Consider the following 25,410-nt stretch of genomic DNA (forward strand, 5'->3'; position numbering starts at 1 on the left):
CTTCAGCGGAGCGCCGGGAAGAGCCGGTCCAGGTGGTGGCGGAGCACCGATGCCGCCGATTCCTGCGTGCGCTGGCCCACGAGGATGCTGGTGCCGAGCCCTGCCGACATCGCCAGCAGGCTGATCGCCTCCGTGCGCGGATCCGTGTCCGGCGGGGCCAGTTTCGCGTCGACCGCCTGCTGGAGGAGTGCCGTCAGGGCGTCCTCGGCGGCGTTCGGGTTGTCGATGAACGGCTGGGCGGCGAGCGCCTCGTCCGTCAGCGCGAGCGCCGCGTACGAGGTGTACACGATGTGGAAGGTCCGGCTCGCCTCGTCCGTGGGCAGCGACTCCATCAGCAGCGCCTCGATCATCGCGCGCGGCCCCGGGTCCTGCCCCACCGCCCGCAGCCGCTCGGCGACCCGGGCGCCGAGGCCGGCGGCCAGGTGCTCCAGCCCGTACAGGAGCAGGTTCTCCTTGGTCTGGAAGTAGTACTGGACGAGGCGCAGCGAGACCCCGGCCTCCGCGGCCACGTCCCGCATGCCCACCGCGTGCAGTCCGCGCCGGCCGGCGACGCGGACCAGTGCCTCCGCGATCTGGCTGCGCCGCTCCTCGTGGTCCACCCGCTTCGGCACCGTGTCTCCGCCCGTTTCGGTCCGTCATGGCCCCCCGGAGCGGGAACAGTCCCGGCGAGGCGGCAGATTTTCATGGTACTGCCGTATCAGTTCATGGCCCCCACCGCCCGGTCGACGAGCCGGCCCGGCCGGCCGCACGCGAGTAGACAGTGTCTACTCGTTCCTGGTAGACACGGCCCATGGATTCGCACAGCCCGCTCCGGGAACGCCTGATCGACGTAGGCGTCGACCTCGTGCTCACCGAAGGCACCGCCGCCCTCGGCCTGCGGGAGATCGCCCGCCGCGCCGGGGTGTCGCACGGCGCGCCCCGGCGCTACTTCCCCACCCACCACTCCCTGCTCTCGGCGATCGCCCGGCGCGGATTCGCCGACCTCGGCGGCAGGTTCGCGGCGGCGACCGCTCACGCGCCCTCGCCACGCGAGCAGGTGCGGGCGCTCGGGTGCGCGTACGTCGGCTACGCCCTGGAGCACCGCGGGATGTTCGAGCTGATGTTCCGCCACGACCTGCTCGACAGCGAGGGACACGAGAGCGCGGGGCGGGAATCCGCCGGGCCGCAGTCGCCGAGGCTGCGCGAGTCCACGATCCCGCTCTTCCGCCTCCTCGTCGGGCTCGTCTCCCGCTGCCGGACCGGCGGGGACCCCGAGGTGACCGCCGCCGCCCTGTGGGCCAACCTGCACGGCGTGGCGCAGCTGTGGGCCTGGGGCAGCCTGCCCCTGGTACTCGGCGACGCCGCCGACCCCCGGGTCGGCGTCGAACGGCTCGTCGACGCCGCCCTCGACGCCCACCTCGGGCAGGACCGGGCATGACCCGCCCGAGGCAGCGGATCGCGCTGCTCGTCAGCGTCGGCGGCGCGATGCTCGTCGCCCTCGACGGGACCGTCCTCAGCGTGGCGCAGCCCAGCCTGCGCCACGACCTCGGGGCGGGCGTGGCCGAGGTCCAGTGGACCAGCACCGCCTATCTCCTCGCCGTGGCCGCCCTCCTCGTCATCTCCGGCCGCCTCGGCGACCGGTACGGACATCCGCGGCTGCTCCTCATCGGCGTGCTCGGCTTCGCCACCGCCTCCGCCGGGGTCGCGCTCGCGCCCGGGATCGGCTGGGTCATCGCCCTGCGCGCCGCCCAGGGGGTGTTCGGGGCCCTGCTGCAACCGGCGACCCTCGCCCTGCTGCGCCTCGCGTACCCGCCCGACCGGCTCTCCACCCCGGTGGCGGTCCGGACCGGTGCCATCGGCGCGGCCGCCGCGGCCGGTCCGCTGCTCGGGGGCGTGCTGGTCGCGCAGTCGGGCTGGCGTTCCGTGTTCGTGCTCAACGTGCCGATCGCCCTCGCGATCGCCGCGCTCGCCCTCGCCGTACGGGTTCCCGCGCCGGCCCGGCCGGGGTCGCGGGGGCCCGTGCCGGACGGTCCCGGATCGGACCGGCCCGCGCTGACCGGTGCGGCACTGCTGGCCGCGGCCCTCGCCGTGCTCGTCCACGCGCTGGCCGGCGTACCCGCCCACGGCTGGGCCGCGCCGCCGACGCTGCTCGGGCTCTGCGGGGCCGCCGCCCTCGCGGCGGTGCTCGTACGGTGTGAACGGCGGGCCGCGCAGCCTCTCGTACCGGCCGCCGTGGCGCGGTCACGACCGGTCGCGGCCTCGATGGCGCTGCTGCTGGCCGTCTCCGCCGGCATGTTCGGGGCGCTGTTCGCCGCGACCTTCCTGCTCCAGGACGTACGGGGGCTCGACCCGCTCGCCACCGGCCTGCTGGTGCTCCCGCTGACCGGCTGCATGGTCGTGGGCGCGCCGCTGGCGGGCCTCGCGCTGCGCCGGTACGGGCCGCGCCGGGCCGCGCTCGCCGGTACGGGGCTGGTCGTCCTCGGGGTCGGCGGGCTGGGTGCGGGGGCGGGCCCGGCGGTCGTGGCGGCTTTCGCGGTGCTCGGCGCCGGGTTCGCCGCGGTCATGGTGACCGCCACCGGCACGGTGGTCGGCGACGCACCCGCCGGGTACGCGGGGGTCGTCGGCGGGCTCAAGCAGACGGCGATGAACGTCGGCCCGAGCTTGGGCATCGCCGTCGCGGCGGGCGGGGGCGCGGGCGCCGGGGCCTCGCCGACCGCGCTGTTCGCCCTGGCGGCGGTGGCGGCCGTGGGACTGCTGCCGGCGTCACTGCTGCCGCGCGGCGCGGGCCGTGCAGCTGCGGGCCACGTCGTCGGCGAAGACGCGGGCCAGCGGGGACAGGGCCGCCCAGCGGCGGACCGCCCAGCCGACGGGGAGCGGCGGCAGGTCCGGGACCGGGACGAGGCGCAGCGGGCCTTCTGATCCGGGGACCCGCCAGCCGGGCAGGGCGGGCACGAGGGCGTGGCCGAGGCCCAGTTCGGCCAACAGCAGGGCGGTGTCCCAGTCGGCCACGCTGGTGTCGGACCGTATCCGGATGCCGGATTCCGCGAACGACGCGTCGAGGTGGGCGCGGGAGGCGGAGTTCTCCGGGAGACGGATGTGGCGGATGCCGGTGAGGTCGGCGGGCTCGACACGGGACCGGGCTGCGAGGGGGTCGTCGGCGCAGACCGCGAGCACCCAGGGCAGCTCCATCACCGGGCGCTGCTCGATGCCGCGCACGGGCCGGCCGATGGTGATCCAGGCGAGGTCCAGGTCGTCGGCGGCGAGCGCGTCGAAGCAGCTGCGGCTGGAGTTCTCCGTCTGGAACTCCAGGCTGACCTGCGGGTGGCGGCGCCGGAAGCCGACGACGGCCTCGGACATGAAGTGCCGTACCGTCGTCGCCCCGGTGGTGATGCGCACCGAACCGCTGTCCCCGCGGACGAGTTCGTCGAGGCGGCGCAGGGCTCCGTCGAGCCCGGCGATGCCGTCGGCGGCGGCCGTCTGGAGGATGCGCCCGGCCTCGGTGGGGACGACGCCCCGGGCGTGCCGCTCCAGCAGCTCGGTGCCGGTCCGCCTTTCCAGGCGGCGGACGTGTTGGCTGACGGCCGACTGCGTACAGCCGAGGTCGCGGGCGACGGCGCTGAGACTGCCGGCCCGGCAGACGGCCACGAAGACGCGGAGATCGTCGAGAGTCACGGAGCCACGCTACTCCAAGCTGCGGCTTGGGTCTTGATAGGGAATCAGAGGATTGACTTGCATCTACGGGTGGACAACGATCCATTCGGGGCCCCGGGCGGCAACCCGTCCCCGCTCGCGCCACGGTCCGGACCCGGCGCGGGCGGGGACGGGTGTCGACCCACCCTCCTGACCGGGGCACGACGCGGGAGAGGACCAGGCCCATGCCGACACCGACACCTATACCGGTCGAGCTCCGAAAGGCGCGCGCGCTCGCGCTGCTGCGTGAACTCGGCGCCGGGCAGCTGTTCCACCCCGGTGGCACCCTGCTCGCACATCTGGAACGGGTGCACGCGCTGCTCGGGGCGTGGGGAGCCAGGCCGGCGCTCCGGCTCGCGGGCCTGTGCCACGCGTTCTACGGGACGGACGGCTTCGCCACCGCCCTGCTGCCGGTCGGCCGGCGGGCCGAGCTGGCCGCGGTGATCGGGTCCGAGGCCGAAGAGATCGTCTACTTCTACGCCAGTTGCGACCGCGCGGCATCGTATCCGACGCTCGCCTCCGACGTACCCTGCGCGGCCGGTGCCGGTGCCGGTGCCGGTGCCGGTGCCGCCGACAACGAGGCGGTGTCGTCGGTGGCGCCGGCGTTCCGCGACCGGTTCACCGGACACGTCCACTTCCCCGACCGGCAGTCCCGGCGGGACTTCGCCGAGCTGTCCGCGGCGAACGAGCTGGACCTCGCCCGGATCGATCCGGCGTTCCGCGCGGCCCACGGGCCGGGCCTGGCCGCCCTGTTCACCCGGCTGCGGGGGTTGCTGACCGAGCCGGCCCGGCGGGATTGCCAGGCCGTGCTCGGCGGCGGCGGGCTCTGACGACCGGTTTCGTCAGGGTGTGAAGGCCCAGCGTTGCGCGGGGCTGCCGTCGCAGGCCGCGAGGGTGAGCTTGGTGCCGTTCGCCGTGGCCGCCCCGACCGGGGCCAGGCACTGGCCGAGCGTACGCAGGCTGCCGTCCGACCCCGGCTGCCAGTTCTGGCCGGCGGCTCCGCTGCACGTACGGACGGTGACCGAGGTGGCGCTCGTACCGTCGAGGCAGACGCCGCCCAGGCCGGTGACCCGGCCGTCGGCCGTCAGGCTCCACCGCTGGTTGGGGCCTCCGTGGCAGGTGTACAGGGTGGGTTCGGTGCCCGGTGCGGTGGCGCTGTACGGCAGGTCCGCGCAGCGGGCGGAGGCCGCTTGGACGAGGGTGGCGCCGGCCGGGAGCGGGGCGGGCCGCCCGGTCAGGCTGATCTCGGCGGCGCTGGTCCAGGGGCCGCGGCCGCCGGCCTCCGTCAGGGCCCGCAGGCGCAGGTAGCGGCCCGTCTTCGCCGACAGGGAGACGGACTTGTTGGTGGCGGTGTCGGCGAAGGTTCCGGTCGCCACCGGTGAGCCCCAGTCCGTGGTGCTGTCGGAGACGTACACCTCGTAGCCGCCGATCCGGCCGTTGACGCCGCCGTCTTGGCGGGGCAGGTATCCGAGGCCGTCGACCGCGTAGCGGGCGCCGAGGTCGATGCGGATCTCGTGCGGCAGCGCGGCCGGGGTCCCCGAGGACCAGGCGGTGTGCCAGAGCGTGGCCGGGTTGCCGTCGAAGGCGTTCTTGGCCGCGCCGTTCTCGGCTGCGGTCTCCTGGCTGTCGGCGGAGACCAGGGTCCACCCCGACTGCGGGACGGGGGCGGAGGTCACCGGGATCGGGTCGGCCGCCGGGACGGAGGTGCCGGTGGCCGTGATGCCGAACGCGCCCGACTTCGTACCGGACTTGACCCACAGGATGCCGCCGCGGTCGGCCGCGTCGAAGAACCAGCCGGATGCGGCCGCGTCGTACGCGGCCTTGGACGCGTGGCGGGCCAGGGCGGTGCCGTCCGCGGCGACCGCGCCCGGCGCGGAGGCCACGTGCAGGCTGAACTCGTAGCCCCGGGACGCCGGTTTGCCGGCGTAGCTGCCGGTGGGGGCGCCGACGGAGACGGTGACCGTGCCGGAGCCCGCGGCCGGGGCCGTGACGTCCACCTGCTGGCGGGCGTAAGCGCCGGACTGGTAGGCGCGGGTGAGCCCGTCGTCCTCGTAGAGGCTGAAGGAGGAGTTCCCGCGCGGGTGGATGTCGTAGGTGAGGGTGGAGACCGGCTTCTCGCCCGTGTAGTTCATCTGCGGCCACATCGGCACGATCGCACCGCCCTTGACGAACAGGGGCAGGGTGTCGAGCGGTGCCTGGTAGCCGTTCAGCCAGCCCGGACCCGCGTACGTCCTCCCGCTCCAGTAGTCCGTCCACGTCCCGGCGGGCAGGTAGATGCCGTCGCGGACGGAGGTGTCGGAGACGACCGGAGCGACGAGGAAGGAATCGCCGGCCATGAACTGGCCGCTGGTGAGGTTGCCGCGGGCCACCGGGTCGTCGGGGTACTCCAGGACCATGGCGCGGGTGCTCGGCACACCGCTTTCGTGCGCGGTACGGCTCATGGTGTACAGGTACGGCATCAGTCGCATCTTGAGCTGGAGGTACTTGCGGTTGATGGAGAGGTACGGCTCGGCGAACCGCCAGGGCTGCTTGTCCTGGTAGCCGGCGGCCGGGTTGGTCGCGCCCCAGCCCGACATGGTCATGAAGGCGGGGGTGAAGGCCTTCCACTGGAGGTCGCGGGCATAGGTCTTGGGGCTGCCGCCGAAGATGCCGTCGACGTCGCCGGAGGCGTAGTTGAGGGCGGACAGGCCCGCACCGGTGACGGCGGGTACGTGCCAGCGCATGTCGTCCCAGGTGCCGTTGGTGTCACCGGTCCAGACGACGGCGTTGCGCTGGGTGCCGGCCCAGCCGTCGACGGTCCAGACGTAGCGGCGGGCGTCGGAGTTCTTCTCGATGCCGTCGACGGCCTGCTGGACGCCGGTGAAGGCGTTCTTGTAGCCGCCGCCGATCCAGGCGACGTCCGTCTTCACGCCGCGGGTGCCGGCCGTGCCGACCTCGTCGGCGATGGAGCCGAGGCCGGTGGAGGTCCACAGTCCGGTCTGGAAGCCCTTGGCCTTCAGGGCGTCGACGGTCGATTTGAGCGGGGCGGTGTAGCCGCAGCCGTAGCCGTCGTTGGGCAGGAACCAGCCCGAGGGCATGTCTGCGGCGCGGGCGTCGGAGGCGTATCCGACCACGTCGGGGGTGGTCTGGTGGCGCAGGCGGTTGTGGTCGCCCTGGTATGCGGGGTTGGAGGCGTTGAAACAGTCCGCGTTGCCCAGTTCCAGTCCCCACATCGGAGCCATGAAGGGCTTGCCGCTCACATCGGTATAGCCGTCGAGGACGGATTTCAGCGAATCACCGGTGAAGTACCAGGCGTCGAAGCGCTTCTCGTCGTGGGTGAGCGTGGTCGGGGCGTTGAAGCCGTACGAGCCCGGGGCCCAGGTGTTGCGCATGACGCCGTAGCCGTTGGTGGACATGTAGAAGGGGGCCGGGCTGGCGTTGTTGTTCTCGCGCCACTTGTTGTCGACGGCCACCGGGACGGTCTTGCCGCGCAGCGCCCATTCGCCCAGGCGCAGGCCGGTTCCGTAGAACTGCTCGTCGGCGCCGCGCGCCAGGTACTGGGTGGTCTGGGTGCCGGTCCAGGAGGTGGGCTGGGTCTCCTGCCAGACCAGGGTGGCGTTGTCGGCGCGGTAGACGGAGAACTGCAGGGGCGTCTTGTTGACGCGGATGTTCAGGGCGCCGGTGCTGATGCGGTAGTACGCGCCCGCGTCGGTGAAGGAGGCGTCGACCGGGCCGAAATCGGTGGTCGGGGCGAGGTCGGAGCCGGCCGGATCGTTGCTGAAGGCACCGTCGGGCGAGAGCCAGAGCCTGAAGATGTCGGCGCGGGCGATGACGATGCGGGCCTTCGCCCCGGCGGAGGCGCTGACGGTGAACGTGTTCCCGGACCGGGTGAGGCCGGTGGCGTTGCCCGCCGTGGCGGGCGCCGGGGCGGCGGCGGCCGGTGAGGTCATCGGACCGGCGGCGGCCAGGCCGGCGACTGCGAGGGCCGCTGCGAGCAGCGCGGCGAGGGGAGCCCGCTGCCGCTTGGCCTTCTTGTGCGTGCGGGTGGGGATGCGACTGTGCGTGCGCCTGGGGATGCGGATGAGTCTCATGGGGCAGCTCCTCGTGCGGTCCGGTTTGCGGACACACCGCTTTGGCATGCGCCTGGCAAGATAGCGGCCCACGGAGATCACTTGAAGGATCCTGCTCGAAATCGTCTCTCATCAAGCACCTTTGAGCATTCGTCAGCTGGATTCCACGCCTGGCACGGCGTGTCGATCCTCATTCGTCCCCAGCAGCTCCGATCCGCTCAACCGGCCGGAGTCCGCTCAAGCCCCGAGGGCAAGGCCGCCCCGGGGTCCGGCACGGTGACGACCAGCCGATTCGGCGGAGGCGCGGTCCGTTTCGGGCCCTTGGATGCCTTGGCGACGCAGAGCGGGGGGCGGCTGGGCCGCTTGGCGGCTCGGTCGGAGACCAGGCAGGCCTCGGGCCGCGAGCAGGGTACGGACCTGGCGGATCGCGGCGAAGACAGTGGAGCGGTCCACGCTGAAGAACTCGGCCGGGACCGCGTGCGGCAATCCGTGCCGCAGGTGGATGAGGGTGACCAGCAGCCGGTCGACGAAGACCAGTTTCGGCTTGCGTCCGACCCCCGCCGATCGGCGCCAGCACCCTCCACGCTGATCACGTAGTGCGGACTCGCGCGCCGCCTCCCACGGAGACGCGAGTTCTTCGAGCAACTCGCCGGAATGTACGCGGGAGACACCGGACAGGGCAGGATGGGAGCAGACCGCACGGGCCCAGGTCAGCTTCACAACTCAACCAACTCGTGCGGCCCGTCTCATGTCACGGTCCGCAGTTCCGCATGACCGACCTGCGGTGACCGGGCCGGCCCTGTCAGCTGTCTATCGGCAGCAGCTTCTTGATCGCTGCGATGGCGGTCTGCGGTTCGTCGGCGTGGCAGCGGACCGTGTGAACCTCTGTGCGCCGCCCCAACAGGCTTACGGTGGTGACTGGTTGGGTCAGCTCGATAGTGATCGAGGTCTGCGACGCAATGGCCACGTCCAGCACACCGACCTCGGACTTGTTCGCGTTCGGGAAGCGGAGGTCGTAACGGGCGGAAGCGATCCGTTCCAGGGGTATCCGCAGATCGAGCCGTGCACCTCGCCGTACCCGCAGCTCGGCCGGCCCCACGACGTGCGGGCGTGTGACGGCGGCGGCGTGCAGTCCCAAAACCAGAACCACCGTGTAGAGGTCGAGGAGCAGCATGACGAAGTGGGCGACCGGATACGCGGCGAGCATGAAGGACACTCCGACGGTCTCGACCGCGAACACGAACACCAGCCCATACGCCGTCGGCGCCTGAGCACGCGCGTACCCGACAGCGATGTCCGCGTCCCCCACCCCGTTCGAGCGCCGAGCGACCCACAGCCCGAGGCTCGCCATCCACCGCCCCTCGTGTGCTGCCAGCCGTCGCGTCTGTGTCATGAGTGCCCCGATCCCCATGTGCCTCAGTGAATCAGAGAGACCCCTAAATTCTCCCCAGGTCGTTAGAGGTGGCGATGATAGGCGGCGGGCGGGGCCAGCCGGCAGACGGAACAGGCACAGGTTCCGCAGCGGCCCGAGTTCGATCCGGCCCACCCGTGGGGCTGCCACCGGCGCCGGATCAGTGACCGGCTCATCTTCGACAAGCTCCTTCAAGTCCTCCGGTCCGGCTGCTCCTACGGGGCGATCGCGGGCTCCGCCTGCTCGGCCACGACGATCCACAGCCGCCGCGACCAACGGATACGCCCGGGCCTGTTCGCCGAGTCAACGCAAACCGCGCTCGACGCCTATGCCGCATCGTCGGTCTCGTCCTCGACCAGATCGCCCCGTGGACGGCGCCATCCCCAAGGCCCCCGGCGGCGGCGAAGCGGCCGGACGCTCACCGGTCGACCGGGGCAAACAGGGCATGAAGCGCCCGGGCATGACCGACGGCTACGGCATCCCCCTCGGCCGCGTCCTGCGCGACAAGGACGCCGGGGGCTCATGACGACGGCACCTGGACGGTCTGCGAACGGCGCAAATAACGGCGCGTTCGTTCTGGCTGCGCCGCCGGACGGCCGGTGTTCCTCAGGGTGTCTTCGGGTGCCTGGTGTCTGCTGGTCTGCTGCACGCCGTGTCGGTAGGCCCGGTGTGTGAGAGTGCGGCGAGGCGTTGCAGTTTCTCGGCGCTGTCGCTGTCCTTGTCTGGGTAGTAGACGACCAGAATGACGTTGCCTACGGGGAGTTTGTCGCGGTGGAGCCGTAGTTCACCGACGACTGGGTGGTTGACGGTGGTGGTGCCTCCGTCGAAGTTGCGGACGTCGTGTCGGGCCCACAGGGTGCGGAACCGCTGGCTGGACAGTGCGAGTTCTCCGACGAGTTCGACGAACCGGGGATCGTCCATATCGTCCCCGATGGTGGTGCGAAGGGTGGCGATGAAGCCGGCGGCGGCTTTCGTCCAGTCCTGGTGGAAGGCCTGTTCCTCGGGGTCGAGGAGGAGGCAACGGAGCCGGTTCTCACCGGGCCGCAGTCGCGGGGAGAGCGCGACGGCCATCGGGTTGGAGGCCAGGACGTCGAAGGCGCGTCCCTCGACGAACGCGGAGATCTGAAGGTGGGCAAGGTGCCAGGCGTGCGTGCGCTCGATGGGCCACCGGTGGGTGGCCGAGCCTGTCGAGCTCCGACGGTAGACCGAGGCCCGCACGGTGCGCTGGTGTCACGAACAGCTGGTGAGGTGGCGGTCCGGCCCTCGTGGCCGAGGCCTGGAACGAGAGACATCACGACATTGCGCCGGTCGACGAGGTTGGCCGGCCAGCAGGGATGGGGCGAAGAGCTGACGCCACACGGTGCTACCGCAGGACTGGGCAGTTTGCGGCCCCGTACTCGTCCGCGATGGTGAAGACGCTGGCACAACTGGGGCACTCGGCCTTGCCGAACAGATGGGAGATTCCCTGGGCGAGTACGGCTTCCCCATCGCGTACCGCGATCTCGTGCATCCATCGGCGGACGCCCGACAGCTCCTCGGCAGGACTCGGCCGCAGGTCACGCCGGTCGATGTCGCCCAGGTTCCAGTCGCGGATCGCCGAATAGCGGCCGTAGCCGCCGATGGCGATGGTCACCTCCACCGCGCAGTGGGGGCATGGCAGCTCATAGAAGTCGTCGTCGAAGTCCCCCAGGGCATTGGCCCAATGGTATTGCTCCTGTACGGCCAGCAGCGCGCGGAAGGCGACCAGGTAGTCGGCCGGCCGCGACTGCAGGTGCCGGTCCAGGAGGGCTCCGAACTCGGCGATCACTTCTGCGCTGTCAGCCAGCAGTTCGTCGCCGTCGTGGTGACTCGCCGCGCGTGCCATGATCGCTCCGGCCAGATGTCGTGCCTGCGTGCAGCCCACGGCGAGGCGCACCAGCCGGGGCAGGGCCGCGAGGCCGGCCGGCGAAAGCAGGTCATGCTCAAGGATCAACCGGTAGCCCAGCTCAATCCAGGCTTCGGCGTCGTCCTCACGCTCCACCAGAGCCAGAAGCTCGGGTACACGGTCCACTTCCCAGCGGCAGTCGTACATCTGCGCCCAGTTCACCACCCGGGCATTGAACAGTCCCACGAGCGTCGAGTCGACCCCGGCCCCGGCGGGGCTCGGGCGTTGTCAGACGCCTGCGCGACGATCGGGGTATGACGATCACCACCGCCGCTCCTGCCGGTTCCGCCCTCACCACCCGCGACGAGTACGCCGATGCGATCGGTACGGCCATCAGGGCCGCCGCCGCGTACTACGGGTCCGGCGATTCGGCGCTCGACGACGCCTCGTTCGACCTCCTCGTCTCCCTGATACAGGCGTACGAGGAGCGGTACCCGGAGCACACCGACTCGGCCTCGCCGACAGGGAAGGTGGCCGGGAGCGCGGTGGCGGCCGGGGAGGTGGCGCGCACGGCGGCGATGCTCTCGCCGGCGAACGCGTCCGGCCCGCAGGACCTGCTCGGCCGGGAGGCCTCGGTGGCGCGCCGGTTGGGCGGGTCCTGCTGACCACGGCCCGGTTCGAGCGGGCCGATGAGGTGCGCGCCGCGCACGGCGCCGGGCCGTCGTTCTCCCGCCGCGGGGCGGCGCGCCCGCCTGCTGTTCGGGATCGGCGGGGCCGTCGTCGAGCGGGACTCCCCGGCCGCGCAGGCCGCCGCCGGGACCGGTTCACGCCACCCGCTGGGCGCGGCCGGTCGAGCCGCCGGGCCGGCGGCCCGGCTGCCCGGCTGCCCGGCTGCCCGGCTGCCCCGAGGATCGACGGGGCGGGCGGCAAGGGGGCCAAGGCCGAGGGGGCGGGCGTCGAGATCCTCGGCGAGGAGGCGTCCGCCGAGCGGATCGCCGCGTTCCTCAGCTGCTCAGCGGTAGGGGCGTCACCGGCGGCCCCAACGGTACGGGCCTCCCCGGCGGCGGGGTGACGGCCAGGACCGGCGGGGCCTGCGAGGCGTACCGGTGGCCGCAGGGGCCGAAGACCAGCAGCACCGGCCTGCCAGGGCACTGACGCCAGGAGACCCGCTCCGGCGCGCTCCCGCACAGGGGGCAGCGCGGCAGCGGGCCCGGCTCGGCCGGAGGAGCCTCGGGGGCGGCCGCGAGCCGGGGCACGGGGTGCGGATCGCGCATGGGGGCTCCCTGGTCGCGGCGGTGGTGTCCCAGGCACTGTGCCACGGCCCGCTCCTCCGGGACACGGGCCGATCCTCCAGGATCTCGGCAGGTCAGGGGTGCGTTCCCGGTGATGGCCCGCCGTAGTCTCCGCCGGAGCGGACGAAGGCGCCGACGGCCGGTGGAGGAGACGCTCCACCGGCCGTCGGCGCCTTCGCCGCCGTGCGGCGGTCAGGCGGCCTTGGCGACCTCCGGGTGATCCTTCAGCCAGCCGCGGACGGCCTGCTGTTCCTTGCCCTTGCCCGCCTCCTGGATCTTCGCCTCCAGGCCGGTCAGCTGGGCCTCGGTCAGCTTGAACGAGCGCAGCCAGGAGGCCACTTCGGGCTCGTCCGCCGCGAAGCCCTTGCGGGCCAGGGTGTGGATGCCGTCGCCCTTGCCCCAGGCCCCCTCGGGGTCCTCAAGCTTCTTCAGGTCGTACGAGGCGTACGCCCAGTGCGGCGACCAGAGCACGACCGCCACCGGCTCGTGCTTCTCGTAGGCCCGCTTCAGCTCGGCGAGCATGCCGGGGGTCGATCCGTCGACGACTTGGTACTCGCCGTCCAAGCCGTACTCCTTGAGCAGTTTGCCCTTCAGGATCCCCATCGCGCCGGCGCTCGGCTCGATGCCGATGATCCGGCCCTTGAACTCGGCGCCCTTGCCCTTGAGGTCGGCGAGGGAGGTGACGTCCTTCATGTAGGAGGGGACGGACAGCTCGATGGAGGTGGGCCCGTACCAGGAGCCCAGGTCGTCCAGCTTGTTCCCGTACTTCTCCCAGTACTGGGCCTGCGTGACCGGAAGCCAGGCGTCGGTCTGGAAGTCGACCTGGCCGCCCGCGAGCCCGGTGAACAGGGCGCCGAGCTCCAGCTGCTTCGCCTCCACCTGGAAACCGCGGCGCTCCAGGAGCTCCTTCCACAGGTAGGTCGAGGCGATGCCCTCGTCCCACGGGATGTAGCCGATGCTGATCTTGCGGCCCTTGCCGATCGCGTCGACGCCCGCGGCGGCCGGCTGCGCGGAGCCGCCGAAGGTGTTCAGGCCGCCCGCAACGAGGGCGAGGACCACCGCGCCGGTGACGGCGTAGGCGGGCTGGGGGCGGTGGTTCCACAACTTGGCGGCGCCGCTCGCGGCGGCCTGCGCCTTGGCGAGCGTGCGCCGGCCGATCGGAGAGACCTGGCGGCCGAGCGCCCCGGTCATCCGGTCCAGGTACATGGCGAGGATGACGATGGAGATGCCCGCCTCGAAGCCGAGGCCGATGTCCACGTTGCCGATGGCCCGGTAGACGGCGCCGCCGAGCCCGCCGCCGCCGACCATGCCGGCGATGACGACCATGGACAGGCCCAGCATGATGACCTGGTTGATGCCCGCCATGATGGTGGGCAGGGCCAGCGGCAGCTGGACGCGTACGAGGGTGTCGCGCGGGGTGGTCCCGAAGGCGTCGGCGGCCTCGACGAGTTCCGCGTCGACCTGGCGGATGCCGAGCTCGGTCATCCGTACACCGGGCGGCAGCGAGAAGATGATGGTCGCGATGATGCCGGGCACGACGCCGACACCGAAGAAGATGATGCCGGGGATCAGGTAGACCATGGCCGGCATGGTCTGCATGAAGTCCAGGACGGGCCGCAGGACGGCGCTGACCCGGTCGGACCGGGAGGCCCAGATCCCGAGCGGGACCGCGAACACGAGGGTGACGAGGGTCGCGACGAGGACCAGCGAGAGCGTGGACATCGCGTCGGACCACAGGTCGACGGAGTCGACGAGCGCGAAGCCGGCGAAGGCGAGGAGCGCGGCGAGCAGCCCGCGCAGCCACCATGCGGCGACGGCGAGGATGCCGGCGAACAGCAGCGGGGCGGGCGCGTCGAGCACGGCGTGGATGCCATCGTACAGGCCGGTGACGAGCGCGCTGATGGCGTCGAACAGCCAGGACAGGTGGCGCTGGAGGAAGTCGACACCGCTGTCGACCCAGGCGCCGAGGTGCAGGCGGGGCATCAGGCGGCCACCTCCGCGCAGCGCACCGGGGCGCGCTGTTCGTCGCCGATGAAGGCGACGAGGCGGTCCTGCGGTACGGAGCCCACGACGACCCCGGCTCCGTCGGTGACGGCGACGGCGTGCGGGACGCGGGCGCTGACGGCGCACAGGTCGGCGATCGGGGTGTCGGCGGTGACGCTGGGGCAGCCGCAGGCGCAGCCGCCGGCGACGGGCTCGGTCATCACGGCGTCGGCCGTGAGCACGCGCGAACGGTCGACGTCCTGGATGAAGGAGGCGACGTAGTCGTCGGCGGGGCGGGTCAGGATGTCCTCCGCGGTGCCCTGCTGGACGATGCGGCCGTCGCGCATGACGGCGATGCCGTCGCCGAGGCGCATGGCCTCGTTGAGGTCGTGCGTGATGAACACGATGGTCTTCTTCAGCCGCTGCTGGAGCTCCAGCAGCTGGTCCTGCATGTCACGGCGGATCAGCGGGTCCAGCGCGCTGAAGGACTCGTCCATCAGCAGCAGGTCGGCGTCCGTGGCCAGGGCGCGGGCCAGGCCGACGCGCTGCTGCATGCCGCCGGACAGCTCGTCGGGCCAGGAGGCCTCCCAGCCGGCGAGACCGCACAGCTCCAGCGCCTCGGCGGCGCGGTGCAGGCGCTCGTCGCGGGCGACGCCCTGCACCTCCAGCCCGTAGGCGGCGTTCTCCAGCACGCTGCGGTGCGGGAAGAGCGCGAAGTGCTGGAAGACCATGCTGATCTTGGTGGAGCGGACGTGGCGCAGCTCACGCCTGGACAGGGAGGTGAGGTCCTGCCCGTCGAAGAGGATGCGCCCCTCGGTGGGTTCGAGCAGTCCGTTCAGCATGCGCAGCAGCGTGGACTTGCCGGACCCCGACAGACCCATGACGACGAAGATCTCGCCGGGCTCGACGCGGAATGAGGCGTCGATCACAGCGGCCGTCGTACCGTCGGCGCGCAGCTCGTCGCGGCCGGCGCCGGCTCGGAGCGCGCGGACCGCGGCTGCGGCGTCGCCGGGTCGTCTTCCGAACACCTTGTAGACGTGCTCGGCCTGGAGCGTGGACACATACACCTCGCGGGTCGTACCGGGAACGGCCTGCGCCCGGCCACGGGGGCCGGGCGCAGGCCGTGGAGCGGTACGGGATCCGCCCGCACCCGAGCCGGCCGCGTGACAGCCGGCGGAAGGGTCCGCTCCGGATCCGCGGGTGCCCAGGCCTCTGCGGGGTAAACGCGGAGGTGATCCACCTCACGCCGGATGGTCCGGGTCGGGCCTGGGGAGTGTCCGGGTCCCGCTCAGGGAGTGTCCGGGGCCGCTCAGGGGGTGTCCGGGGCCGGGTCCTCCAGCATGGAGGCGCGCAGGTGGGCGAGGACACGGGTCAGCAGGCGCGAGACCTGCATCTGCGAGATGCCGAGCGCGGCGCCGATCTGCGCCTGGGTGAGCTCTTCGCCGAAGCGCATCCGCAGCATCCGGCGTTCGCGGTCCGAGAGCTGTTCGAGCAGCGGCGCGAGGGTCTGGATGTCCTCGACGCGCTCCAGGGCCGGCTCCTCCTCGCCCATGACGTCGGCGAGGGTGTGGCCGTCGGCCGAGCCGTCGCCGCGCTCCGCCTGCGGGGCGTCCAGGGAGCCGGTGGTGTGGCCGTTGGCCGCGACGAGACCCTCTATGACCTCCTCCTCCGTGAGGTGGAGGTGGCCGGCGAGGTCCGCGACCGTCGGCGCGCGGTCGAGGGTGGTGGTCAGCTGCTCCTTGGCCTGGGCGATGTCGATGCGCAGCTCCTGGAGCCGGCGCGGGACGCGGACCGCCCAGGAGGTGTCGCGGAAGTGCCGTTTGATCTCGCCCGTGATGTACGGCATGGCGAGGGTGGCGAATTCGTTCTCGAGAGCCGGGTCGAACCGGTCGATGGCCTTGATCAGGCCGATGGCGCCGACCTGGACGAGGTCCTCGATGTCTCCTCCGTCACCCCGGCCGCGGAAACGGCGGACGGCGTACTGGACGAGTGAGGCGTTCATCTCTATGAGCGCGTTGCGGACGTACTGGTGTTCCGGCGTGCCCTCGGGCAGTTCGCGAAGCCGCCGGAAGAACACCCGTGACAGCTCCCTCGCATCTGCGGGAGCCACCTCCCTGGGCTCCTCGATCCGCGGCAGGTCCGCGATCCGGGCGGCGTGGCTGTCGCGGCGCGGACGGGGGACGACTGCGGCGGTTTCGGAACTGGAGGACGGGGCAAAGGCGGGCATGGGGTTCGCTCCTTGGGCTTGTCGGCTTGCGGCGCGGGACCTTGACTGCCGTAGATGGTGGTCTCTTTCGGCTTGTACGTCAAGAATTGCCGGAAATGCGGGCGTCCGCTTACACGCGCGCACGCGCGCGACCGGCGGGCCTGGTTCCTCCTGTGTGAACAGCCTTGTGCAGGGCCCCTTGGCGCCCCCAGTCTGAGCGGACGACTCACGGGGGAGGTTCGATCCGAATGCTCAAGACATGGCATGGATCACAGGAGTTGCGCAGATCACACGGATTGCGCAGATCACACGGGTTACATGGGTCACATGGATTACGGCAGTTGGGGTGGTGGCGGTGCGGGGCCGTCCTGGCCCTCGCCGCGGCGCTCGCGCTCGGCGCGGACACCGGTGCCTCGGCCGCGAGCCCGCCCGAGGGGACCGTTCGGTACGCCGGAGCGCCGGGAGCCGTCGCCGGCAGCTACCTCGTCCTCTTGAACCCGGCCCGTGCGGGCGCCCGTACCGCACGGGGCCGGTCCGTGGTCACACGCTCCGGCGGCACGATCCGCCGGACCTACGACGCCGCCCTCAACGGCTACTCCGTCGAACTGTCGGCGCGGCAGGCCCGCCGGCTCGCCGCGGACCCCGCCGTCGCCGAGGTCGCGCAGAACCGGAAGCTGCGGCTCGATGCCACCCAGCCGGAGCCGCCCTCCTGGGGCGTCGACCGGATCGACCGGCGCAGGCTCCCGCTCGACGGGAGCTACACCTACCCGGATTCGGCCGGGCAGGGCGTGACCGCGTACGTCATCGACACCGGCGTCAACATCAGCCACCAGGACTTCGGCGGCCGCGCCTCCTACGGGTACGACGCCATCGACGACGACTACGAGGCCGACGATCTGCACGGGCACGGCACGCACGTCGCCGGGACCCTCGCGGGCACCACGTACGGCGTCGCGAAGAAGGCGAAGCTCGTGGCCGTCCGGGTGCTCGACTGGTCGGGCGAGGGCACCACGGAGCAGGTGGTCGCCGGGATCGACTGGGTCACCCGCAACGCCGTCAAGCCCGCCGTCGCCAACATGAGCCTGGGCGGCGACCCCGACGACGTGCTGGACGCCGCCGTACGCAACTCCATCGCCTCCGGCATCACGTACGCGGTGGCCGCGGGCAACCAGAGCGCGGACGCCTCCACCCACTCCCCCGCCCGGGTGCCCGCGGCGCTCACGGTCGGGGCGACCAACAACCGCGACGCCCGCGCCTCGTACTCCAACTACGGCCCGTTGGTGGACCTGTTCGCCCCGGGCGACTCGATCACCTCGGCGGTCTTCTGGGGGGACGACTGGAGCACCACCATGTCCGGCACGTCCATGGCCTCCCCGCACGTGGCGGGCGCGGCCGCGCTCTACCTCGCCGACCACCGTACGGCCACGCCCGCCCAGGTCGCGGGCGCCCTGACCGCGGCGGCCACGACCGGCTCGACGGTCGACGCCGGGCCGGGCTCGCCCGACCGGCTGCTGTACGTCGGCACGGCGCCGAACCGGGTGCCCGGACCGCGCTTCGCGAACACCTCGGACTACCCGGTCGAGGACCTGGAGCCGGTCGAATCCCCGGTCACGGTCAGCGGGGTCCCCGGGCACGCGCCCGCGCAGCTGGACGTGGAACTCGACATCAGGCACCCGGACTCCGGCACCCTCCAGGTCGATGTGGTCGCGCCCGACGGCACGGTGTACCAGATCAAGGACGGCTACACCGGCTGGGGCGAGGCCGACCTGCGAGGGGTGTTCGCCATCGACGCCTCGTCGGAGACCGCCAACGGCGTGTGGAAACTGCGGGTGTACGACGCCTTCGCGGGCTACACCGGCCACATCGACTCATGGGCCCTGCGCTTTTGAGGGTCCTGTTCCGGGTGGTGGTCAGTCTCGCAGCGGGTTCGGGAGGGGGATGTAGCGGGCCGCGGCGCCGTCGGCGCTGGTCCAGCGGAGCAGCAGATTCGTTTTGGCCGGGAGGGAGGGGGCCGAGAGGAGCTCTGCGATCTCGGGCAGACCGTGCTCCGCCCCGTAGCGCCGGAACTCCTCGCGCACCGCCGGCCACACCCCGGCGGCCGTGCCCGGATGCGCCTCGGCCAGGGCTTCCGCCACCTCCGTGAGGTGGTTGACGACCAGGCAGTAGACCAGCCGCTGCCAGGCCTCCGCGCGCTCCGTCTCCGGCACCAGCTTCACCCCCTCCGCGTCCCGGAACAGCGCCTGTACCGGCATGCCCTGGGCGTCGACCGCCACGAGGGTGTTCTGCAGGTGCGCCTCCAGCACGACGCCGTGCCGGGCGAACAGGTCCAGTACGGGCGGCACCACATGGCGCAGGTACAGCCGCCACCAGCCGGCCGGATCGGCAGTCGCGGCCAGCGGACTGCCGGCGAACCCCTCCGCGAGCGCGGCGGACGCGAGCGGCACGGCCCCCGGCTCCAGCTGCGCGTGGAGTCCGTCGCGGACCAGCACGGCGAGTTCCTCGAAGGCGAACGACGCGGTCCGGTAGCCGCGGTCGGCGAGCCAGACCGCATTCGACCCGCGGCGCCGCAGGTCGGCGAATCCCGCCCCGACCGCGGCGTCCGTACGGCGCAGTTTGAGCAGGTCGTGCCGCCACAGCCGGCGCACGTCGTTGGTGATCCGGACGTCCAGGCTGAACTTGACGAAGAGGTCGGCCTCCCCCGGCACATACACCGTGCGGATCGACGCCGTCGGCCGGACCGTACGGCGGCCCGGGCCCAGGAGCAGCAGCCGCCCGTCGGCGAACGCCGTGCGCAGGGCGGCCGAGCCGCCGACCAGCTCCAGCTGCCAGGGGTGCGCGGGCAGCAGCCGGTATCCGGCCGGCGGGCGCGGCCCGTCGAGCAGCCCGGCCAGCGCGTCGACCGCGTCGGCGGCGGCCGGCCCGCCCTCCTCGGCCACCTGGTCCTCGCACAGACCCAGGAAGACCAGCGGGTGGCGGGCGTACGCCTCCGGGGCGTACGGCAGCCAGCTCGCGGCGGGCGCGCCGCCGCGCGCCTTGGGGGCGGGGTGGTACGGGTGTCCCATGACGAGGGACTGCTCGGAGAGGACGTACGGGTCCTGCGGCGGCTCGGCCGCGGCGCGGGCGGCCAGCAGCGCGGCGACGGCGTCGCGGCTGTCGGCGATCTCGACCGGGAGCTCGTCGTTCGGGACGCCCGTGTACCGGTGCAGTTCGTCGGTGGTCAGTTTGACCAGCTCGGTGTGGCTGAGCGGGCGCCAGCCCTCCGCCGTGCGCAGCTCGGGGCTCCGCGGCCGGCGCGGGCCCCGCACGCGCAGGAGCCGGCCGCTGCCGCGCAGCCGGTGGACCGACCAGCCGTCGTCCGGCGCGGCGGTGAGCTCCCCGGCGGGATCGGCCGCTTCCCTCAGCAGGCAGTTCAGCAGGGGGGCGGCGGCGTACGCGTCGGCTGCGGCGTTGAGGTCCACGGATTCCATTCGGTCCATCCCAGGTGCCGGGGTCGCGGGGCGTACCTCCGGCCGTGATCTTCAGTATCCGCGATGATGACGTGATCATCACGTCACCCTTGAGAGACCCGTGAGCGTCCCGTGAGAGGAACAGGGCCCTGCACCCCAGCATGAACCTCCCCGCCTCCCCGGCCGAAGAGGCCGTGTCCGCCGAACTGGCCGAGGTGCGACCAGCCCTCGGTTCCGCCTACGGCGCCGCGCTCGGCGGTGCCCGGGCCGCCGTGCTGACCCGGCTCTGGCGGGCGCTGGCCTTCGAACCGCTGCCGTGGGTGGAGCGCCGCGAGGGCGGGCCCGGCGGCCTGACGCTCCGGCTGTCCGGGGGCAGGCGGCTGGAGGGTCCGCCGCCGGACCCGTACGCCACCGAACCGTACGTCCACGAGGTGCTGCTCGACGGCGTCCCCTACCGGCAGGCCGGGCGGCTCCTGGCGGCGCTGGGGGTTCCGCACGGGGACGCCTTCGCCGCCGAGCTGGACGACAGCACGGCCTCGCTCGCGCTGTCCCGCGCCGGGCAGCCTGCCGCGGAGGGAGCGGCTCCGCAGGCCGCCTGGGAGTGGGAGCAGCGGGTGGTCGACGGCCATCCGTACCACCCCAACTGCCGCTCGCGTCCCGGATTCTCGGTGGCCGAGCAGCTGGCGTACGCGCCGGAGCACCGGCCGCTTGTCGAGCTCGGGCTGGTCGCCGTACGGGCCGAGGAGTGCCTGGTCACAGGCGCCTGGCCGGCCGATCTGCGCGATGGTGGCCGACTCCTGCTGCCGGTGCACCCGTGGCAGGCGGAACACGTCCTGAAACAGACGGGCCGGGGACAGGCCGGGACGCTGCGCCCCGGCTTCGCGGCGCATCCGCTGATGGCCCTGCGCACCCTCGCCCCCTCGGCGGGCGGCGCACACGTCAAGACGGCGCTGAGCACCCGGCTGACCTCCTCCGTGCGGGACATCTCGGAGTACTCCATCGAGACGGCCGCCGCGGTCTCCGCCTTCGCGCAGGTCCTGTCGGAGCGGCTCGACGGGCGGCTGCACATCACCCGCACGCTGGGCGCCGCGACCGCGCACAGCCCCGACCTGGCGGCGGTGCTGCGCGAGCCGCCCGAGGTGTACGCGGACGCGGCGGCGGGCGAGCGGGTGGTACCGGTGGCGGCGCTGGGCGGGGCGCCGTTCGCGCGCTCGGCCGCCTGGCGGGCCGAGTTCGCCCGCCTCGCCCTCTCGGTGTGCCTGCGGGTGCTGGACCTCGGGGTGGCGCTGGAGGCGCACGGCCAGAACCTGCTCGTCGTGCTGTCCGCGACGGGGGCACCACTGCGGCTGGTCTACCGCGATCTCGCCGACATCCGGATCAGCCCGCAGCGGCTCGCCCGGCACGGCCTGCCGGTGCCGCCGCTCTCGGGCCGGCTGGTCACCGACGACGTGACCGTGCTGCGGCGCAAGCTGTTCGGTTCCCTGCTGACCGGGGCCCTGGGCGCCACGGCGGGCTCGGCCGCGGCCTTCGGCGAGGCGCTGGCCGAGGCCGCCGGGCTCCCGGCCACCGCGGACACGGAGGCCCTGCTGACGGCACCGCTGCCGACCAAGGCCCTGACGCTGATGCGGCTGAGCCCCGGAATCCCGGGCGACCGGTGGACGGAGCTGGACAATCCGCTGGCCGGGGCCTACGGGCGGGGGCGGGCGGGCTAGTGTCACAGGGCATGAAGGAGACCTCGGACCTGAACTCCGTGCGGGTGTCGTACGACGCCGTCGCCGTCGACTACGCCCGGCTGCTGGGCACGGAGCTGGCGAACAGGCCGCTGGAGCGGGCCATGCTGGCGGCATTCGCCGAGTGCGTGCGCGGCGACGAGGGCGGCGCGGCCCGCGCCGTCGCGGACCTGGGCTGCGGACCGGGGCGTGTGACGGCCCATCTGGACGGGCTCGGCGTACGGGCCTTCGGCGTCGACCTGTCCCCGGCGATGGTCGCGGTGGCCCGGCGGAGCTATCCGGGGCTGCGCTTCGAGGTGGGCTCGATGGCGGCGCTGGACGTGGCGGACGGGGTGCTCGGCGGGGTCCTGGCCTGGTACTCGACGGTGCACACCCCGCCGGGGGAACTGCCGCCGCTGTTCGCGGAGTTCGCCCGCGTGCTCGCGCCGGGCGGCCACGTGCTGATCGCGTTCAAGGCGGGCGAGGAGAAGCTCCGGCTGGAGCACGCGTACGGGCACCCCGTCGGGCTGGACGTGTACTGGACCCCGCCGGAGCTGATCGCCGGCCTGCTCGCCGCGGCGGGCCTGGAGGAAGTGGCCCGCCTGGTGCGCCGCCCCGTGGACCAGGAGAAATCCCCCCAGGCCTTCCTCCTGGCCCGCAAGGGGCTCTAGGTCCCGCCTGGCCCACGGCGTCCGGCACGGCTTTGCGGACACCGGCTCGGGGTTCCCTCTAGCGGCTGCCCTCCAGTACCTGCAGTCGCTGCTGGGTCAGCCGCAGGAGCCTCGGTTCGAGGCTCGGCAGGGCGCGCAGCAGGCGGACGAGTTCGGGGCCGGAGTCCCTGGCCGCCGCCTGGTCCTTGAGCTGGGTCCAGCAGTACAGGGCGCCCGCCGCGGCCGCGAGGACCTCGGGGGCGTCCGGAGGCTGGTGTTCCAGGCGGGTGTGTCCGGCGTTGATCCAGAGCTGGGTCGCCGAGCGGTAGTTTCCGGCCATCCGTGCGAGGTCGGCCCGGATCTCGGCCCAGTGCGTGGCCTCGGGCGAGGTGTACCCGTGGGTCTGGAGAACGTGCTGCTCCCAGGCCTGGGCGAGGGTGGCGGCCTCCTGGTGCCGGCCGTCGGAGGCGAGGGCGTGGATGTGCGGCCGCGGGTCGGGAACCTGCTGTAGCTCCTGCTGCTCCTGCTCCCGCGGCGCCTGCTGGGCTGCGGACGCGCTGAGTTCGCGCGTGGCGGGCAGGACGAGGGTGCCGGGCGGCAGGGCGGCGGCCCCGACGGCGAAGGCGTGCAGTTGAAGGTTGGCGGGGCGGGTGGGGCTGCGGCGCAGCTGGTCGATCCAGTTCCGGGTGTAGCCGCTCACCTGCTGCGGCCCGCCGGCGAAGGCGGGCGGGACGACCACCCCGTACACCTCGGCGGAGGGTGAGGCGGGCAGGCTCCCGTACTCCTGGAGCACCGGCCAGGCGGATTTGTCCGCGACGAGGTCGAGCACCACCGTGGTCGGGCCGGTGAGGCGGGCCGCGAGCTCGGTCCCCAGCCAGTCCCACGGCAGGGCCGTGTAGCGGACGGTGGAGGCCGTGGTTCCCGCGAGCGCGAGGTGCAGGCCGTGCCCGCGGCGGTCGAGCGTGAGCCGGCCGGAGAGGTAGACGAGCAGCGGCCCCGGGGTCGCCGCGGCGGCGCGCAGCCGCATCAGCACGGTGTTGGGATCCCGGGCCCCGTCGAGGTACGTGGTGTCACTGGGGGCGTGACTGTTGAGCAGTACGGACGCGGGCAGCACTCCGAGCGCGGCCAGATTCGCACTGGGCGCGACCTGAACGGCCCGCCGCCGTACTGCGGCGTCGCCCGCTATGAGAAGAACATGCCCCCGCTGCTGCCTGCCGGCTCCGTCGATCTGCATGGGCAGACCGTACTCACCTCACGCCCCCGTCGCAGCCCAGGGGTTCGAACGACACCCCTGGGCCTCCCGCCACCCTCCTGATCGGGCCCCCGCCGAGCACCTCCGGACCTGCCTCCCGCTCGGCAACGGCTCCCCCAGCGGCCCCGCACCGGCTGCGGTCTTCCTCGTCCGGCCGGCGGTCCCAACGGCGCTGCGTGAACCGTACATGCCGGTCCCCACGTGCGGGGCGATCCCCGGCAGTGCGGCGGCACGCGAGGGGACTTCCGCGGGGTGGGCGGCAGGCCTACCGGGGCGTGGGCCGTTCGGGGGGCAGCGCCCTCCCCCTGGGCCCGCCTTCGCCGCGATCGGGCCGGGCGATGGCAGGAAGGAGGGATGAGCCTCCACCGCCGCCAGTTGCTGGGCAGTGCTCCCGCAGCCCTGCTGGGCGCCTTCGCCGTCGCGGCGGCGCCCGCCCGCGGACCCGACTGGGCGGCGCTCGCCCGCGGGATCGACGGCCGGGTGGTGGTGCCGGGCGACCCCGACTACCCGGAGGCCCGGCAGCTGTTCCAGCCCCGCTACGACACCGTCGCGCCGGGCGCGGTGGCCTACCCCGCACACGCCGCCGACGTGGCCGTCTGCCTGGACTTCGCGCGCCGCTGCGCCGTCCCCGTCGTACCGCGCGGCGGCGGCCACAGCTACGCCGGCTGGTCCACCTGCGCCGGCGGGCTCGTCGTCGACGTCGGCGCCATGGCGGGGTCTTCGTCGAAGGGGCGGCCGGCGTCCGGATCGGCGCCGGAGCCCGGCTCGGCGACGTCAACCGGACCCTCGCCGCACAGCGCCTCGCCGTCCCGACCGGCCTGTGCCCCACCGTCGGGATCGCCGGACTCACCCTGGGCGGCGGGCTCGGCCTCGCCTCACGCGCCCACGGCACCACCTCCGACGCCCTCACCGGCGCCACCGTCGTCACCCCCGACGCCGTCGTGCGCGAAGTCGACGCCACCCGTGACCCGGGGCTGTTCTGGGCCCTGCGCGGCGGCGGGGGCGGCAACTTCGGCGTGGCCACGGAGTTCCGCTTCCGCACCCATCCGGCCACCGACTGCGCGTACGCCGAACTCCACTGGCCCGAAGCCGATTCCGGCGCCCTGCTGCGCGGCTGGCAGCGCTGGCTGGCCGCCCTCCCCGACCCCTTCTGGAGCCAGGTCGAGTTCCTGGTCGAAGGCGGCCCGGCCCCGGCCCCCGCCGTGCGCGTCCTGTGCTTCGACGGGCGCGCCGAGCTGGACCGGCAGCTGACCCGCCTGTCCGACCTGGTCGGCCGGCCGCTCCGGGACAGCTGGACCGTCGTACGCACCTACGAGGAGACCCTGCGGGCCATGTCGGGGTGTCCGGAGCCAAGCGCCGCGCAGTGCCGTCTGCCCGGCACCCTGCCCGGCCGCGCCCCCGAGGGGCTGATCGGCCGGGACTCCTACGGCGGGCGCTCCGACTTCTGGAACGGTGCCGGGCTGCCCGACGCAGGCGTCGCCGCGGTGCTGGCCGCCGTACGGCGCTACGGGCGGACGGTGCCGGCCGGCGGGCTCGGAGTCGTCCAGTTCACCGGCGAGTGCGGCGGGGCGGTGAACCGGCCGGCGGCGGCCGACACCGCGTTCGTGCACCGCGACAGCGCCTTCCTCACGCAGTACCTGGCCTACTGGCCCGCCTCCGCGACGGCCGCGCAGGTGGCCGCGCACCAGGGCTGGCTCGACGGGCTGTGGCAGGACCTGCGCCCGTGGGCGAGCGGCCGCGCGTACCAGAACTACATCGATCCGAAACTGCCCGCCTGGCGCGAGGCGTACTACGGGCCGAACCTCGCCCGCCTCGAAGACGTCCGGCGCGCCTACGACCCGGACCGGCTGTTCCGCTTCCCGCAGGCCATCTAGAGGAG

General features: G+C 73.1%; 19 protein-coding genes and 5 pseudogenes. 11 read left to right on the forward strand and 13 right to left on the reverse strand.

The features are described from left to right. Window positions 1-2 precede the first annotated feature (2 nt). Entirely contained in the window at window positions 3-611 is a 609-nt protein-coding gene (locus ACIBAD_RS15125; protein WP_134069155.1) for a TetR/AcrR family transcriptional regulator, read from the reverse strand. Between the two features lie 179 nt (window positions 612-790). Between ACIBAD_RS15125 and ACIBAD_RS15130 the strand changes: the two genes are divergently transcribed. Further along, complete coding sequence (locus ACIBAD_RS15130; protein WP_398906937.1) at window positions 791-1,417, forward strand: TetR/AcrR family transcriptional regulator; 627 nt, start codon at window positions 791-793, stop codon at window positions 1,415-1,417. Further along, window positions 1,414-2,781 (forward strand): annotated as a pseudogene (locus ACIBAD_RS15135) (MFS transporter); the annotation flags it as partial. The gene ACIBAD_RS15130 and the pseudogene ACIBAD_RS15135, both read left to right, overlap by 4 nt. On the opposite strand, the gene ACIBAD_RS15140 reads toward ACIBAD_RS15135, so the two are convergent. Continuing rightward, on the reverse strand, window positions 2,743-3,651 hold the full coding sequence (locus ACIBAD_RS15140; RefSeq protein ID WP_398906939.1) for a LysR family transcriptional regulator: 909 nt from the start codon (window positions 3,649-3,651) through the stop codon (window positions 2,743-2,745). The pseudogene ACIBAD_RS15135 and the gene ACIBAD_RS15140 overlap by 39 nt on opposite strands. 203 nt (window positions 3,652-3,854) lie before the next feature. On the opposite strand from ACIBAD_RS15140, the gene ACIBAD_RS15145 reads away from it, so the two are divergent. Then, complete coding sequence (locus ACIBAD_RS15145) at window positions 3,855-4,499, forward strand: DUF6817 domain-containing protein (protein WP_398906941.1); 645 nt, start codon at window positions 3,855-3,857, stop codon at window positions 4,497-4,499. 12 nt (window positions 4,500-4,511) lie between these two features. Here the strand turns inward: ACIBAD_RS15145 and ACIBAD_RS15150 are convergent, their stop codons facing one another. The 3 genes from ACIBAD_RS15150 to ACIBAD_RS15160 all read right to left on the reverse strand — a co-directional run bounded on the left by ACIBAD_RS15150 (window position 4,512) and on the right by ACIBAD_RS15160 (window position 9,069). Next, window positions 4,512-7,739: a TIM-barrel domain-containing protein gene (locus ACIBAD_RS15150; protein ID WP_398906943.1), complete on the reverse strand. Its 3,228-nt coding sequence runs from the start codon at window positions 7,737-7,739 to the stop codon at window positions 4,512-4,514. Window positions 7,740-7,955: 216 nt separating this feature from the next. Next, entirely contained in the window at window positions 7,956-8,438 is a 483-nt protein-coding gene (locus tag ACIBAD_RS15155; protein WP_398906945.1) for a transposase family protein, read from the reverse strand. An 82-nt stretch (window positions 8,439-8,520) separates the two neighbouring features. Next, window positions 8,521-9,069, reverse strand: a complete 549-nt coding sequence (locus ACIBAD_RS15160) for a hypothetical protein (RefSeq protein WP_398906947.1) — start codon at window positions 9,067-9,069, stop codon at window positions 8,521-8,523. 156 nt (window positions 9,070-9,225) lie between these two features. On the opposite strand from ACIBAD_RS15160, the pseudogene ACIBAD_RS15165 reads away from it, so the two are divergent. Next, window positions 9,226-9,628: pseudogene (locus ACIBAD_RS15165) on the forward strand (IS5/IS1182 family transposase); the annotation flags it as partial. Between the two features lie 107 nt (window positions 9,629-9,735). On the opposite strand, the pseudogene ACIBAD_RS15170 reads toward ACIBAD_RS15165, so the two are convergent. Together ACIBAD_RS15170 and ACIBAD_RS15175 are read right to left on the reverse strand one after the other, a co-directional pair. After that, window positions 9,736-10,266 (reverse strand): annotated as a pseudogene (locus tag ACIBAD_RS15170) (transcriptional regulator); the annotation flags it as partial. A gap of 226 nt (window positions 10,267-10,492) precedes the next feature. Next, window positions 10,493-11,239, reverse strand: a complete 747-nt coding sequence (locus tag ACIBAD_RS15175; RefSeq protein ID WP_398906949.1) for a hypothetical protein — start codon at window positions 11,237-11,239, stop codon at window positions 10,493-10,495. A 68-nt stretch (window positions 11,240-11,307) separates the two neighbouring features. Between ACIBAD_RS15175 and ACIBAD_RS15180 the strand changes: the two genes are divergently transcribed. Beyond that, window positions 11,308-11,658: a hypothetical protein gene (locus ACIBAD_RS15180; protein ID WP_398906951.1), complete on the forward strand. Its 351-nt coding sequence runs from the start codon at window positions 11,308-11,310 to the stop codon at window positions 11,656-11,658. 339 nt (window positions 11,659-11,997) lie between these two features. Here the strand turns inward: ACIBAD_RS15180 and ACIBAD_RS15185 are convergent, their stop codons facing one another. The 4 genes from ACIBAD_RS15185 to ACIBAD_RS15200 form a co-directional block, all read right to left on the reverse strand. Further along, window positions 11,998-12,312 (reverse strand): hypothetical protein, encoded by a 315-nt coding sequence (locus ACIBAD_RS15185; protein WP_398906953.1) that lies wholly within the window; start codon window positions 12,310-12,312, stop codon window positions 11,998-12,000. A 165-nt stretch (window positions 12,313-12,477) separates the two neighbouring features. Further along, the gene (locus ACIBAD_RS15190; RefSeq protein WP_398906955.1) at window positions 12,478-14,268 is read right to left on the reverse strand and encodes an ABC transporter permease/substrate binding protein; all 1,791 of its coding nucleotides are present in this window, start codon (window positions 14,266-14,268) and stop codon (window positions 12,478-12,480) included. After that, window positions 14,268-15,329 (reverse strand): betaine/proline/choline family ABC transporter ATP-binding protein, encoded by a 1,062-nt coding sequence (locus ACIBAD_RS15195; protein ID WP_119094674.1) that lies wholly within the window; start codon window positions 15,327-15,329, stop codon window positions 14,268-14,270. The genes ACIBAD_RS15190 and ACIBAD_RS15195 overlap by 1 nt, the downstream gene beginning before the upstream one ends. Window positions 15,330-15,577: 248 nt before the next feature. Continuing rightward, window positions 15,578-16,495, reverse strand: a complete 918-nt coding sequence (locus ACIBAD_RS15200) for a SigB/SigF/SigG family RNA polymerase sigma factor (RefSeq protein ID WP_398906957.1) — start codon at window positions 16,493-16,495, stop codon at window positions 15,578-15,580. A gap of 320 nt (window positions 16,496-16,815) precedes the next feature. Here ACIBAD_RS15200 and ACIBAD_RS15205 point away from each other — a divergent pair, with 320 nt between their 5' ends. Then, on the forward strand, window positions 16,816-18,363 hold the full coding sequence (locus tag ACIBAD_RS15205; protein WP_398906959.1) for a S8 family peptidase: 1,548 nt from the start codon (window positions 16,816-16,818) through the stop codon (window positions 18,361-18,363). A gap of 21 nt (window positions 18,364-18,384) precedes the next feature. On the opposite strand, the gene ACIBAD_RS15210 is transcribed toward ACIBAD_RS15205, so the two are convergent. Further along, window positions 18,385-19,950, reverse strand: coding sequence for an IucA/IucC family protein (locus ACIBAD_RS15210; protein WP_398906961.1), 1,566 nt, complete (start codon window positions 19,948-19,950; stop codon window positions 18,385-18,387). Between the two features lie 131 nt (window positions 19,951-20,081). Between ACIBAD_RS15210 and ACIBAD_RS15215 the strand changes: the two genes are divergently transcribed. Then, complete coding sequence (locus tag ACIBAD_RS15215; protein WP_134069167.1) at window positions 20,082-21,632, forward strand: IucA/IucC family siderophore biosynthesis protein; 1,551 nt, start codon at window positions 20,082-20,084, stop codon at window positions 21,630-21,632. Between the two features lie 11 nt (window positions 21,633-21,643). Continuing rightward, window positions 21,644-22,300 (forward strand): class I SAM-dependent DNA methyltransferase, encoded by a 657-nt coding sequence (locus ACIBAD_RS15220; protein ID WP_398906964.1) that lies wholly within the window; start codon window positions 21,644-21,646, stop codon window positions 22,298-22,300. 58 nt (window positions 22,301-22,358) lie between these two features. On the opposite strand, the gene ACIBAD_RS15225 is transcribed toward ACIBAD_RS15220, so the two are convergent. Further along, complete coding sequence (locus ACIBAD_RS15225) at window positions 22,359-23,513, reverse strand: hypothetical protein (RefSeq protein ID WP_398906966.1); 1,155 nt, start codon at window positions 23,511-23,513, stop codon at window positions 22,359-22,361. A gap of 372 nt (window positions 23,514-23,885) precedes the next feature. On the opposite strand from ACIBAD_RS15225, the pseudogene ACIBAD_RS15230 reads away from it, so the two are divergent. The 3 genes and pseudogenes from ACIBAD_RS15230 to ACIBAD_RS15240 all read left to right on the forward strand — a co-directional run. After that, window positions 23,886-24,236, forward strand: a pseudogene (locus tag ACIBAD_RS15230) (FAD-binding protein); the annotation flags it as partial. Window positions 24,237-24,277: 41 nt separating this feature from the next. Further along, window positions 24,278-24,469 (forward strand): annotated as a pseudogene (locus tag ACIBAD_RS15235) (FAD-binding protein); the annotation flags it as partial. 3 nt (window positions 24,470-24,472) lie between these two features. Next, on the forward strand, window positions 24,473-25,405 hold the full coding sequence (locus tag ACIBAD_RS15240; RefSeq protein ID WP_398907352.1) for a BBE domain-containing protein: 933 nt from the start codon (window positions 24,473-24,475) through the stop codon (window positions 25,403-25,405). The last annotated feature ends 5 nt before the right edge of the window (window positions 25,406-25,410 follow it).

The sequence above is a fragment of the Streptomyces sp. NPDC051109 genome, from assembly GCF_044455885.1.
In the GTDB taxonomy this organism is placed as follows: domain Bacteria; phylum Actinomycetota; class Actinomycetes; order Streptomycetales; family Streptomycetaceae; genus Streptomyces.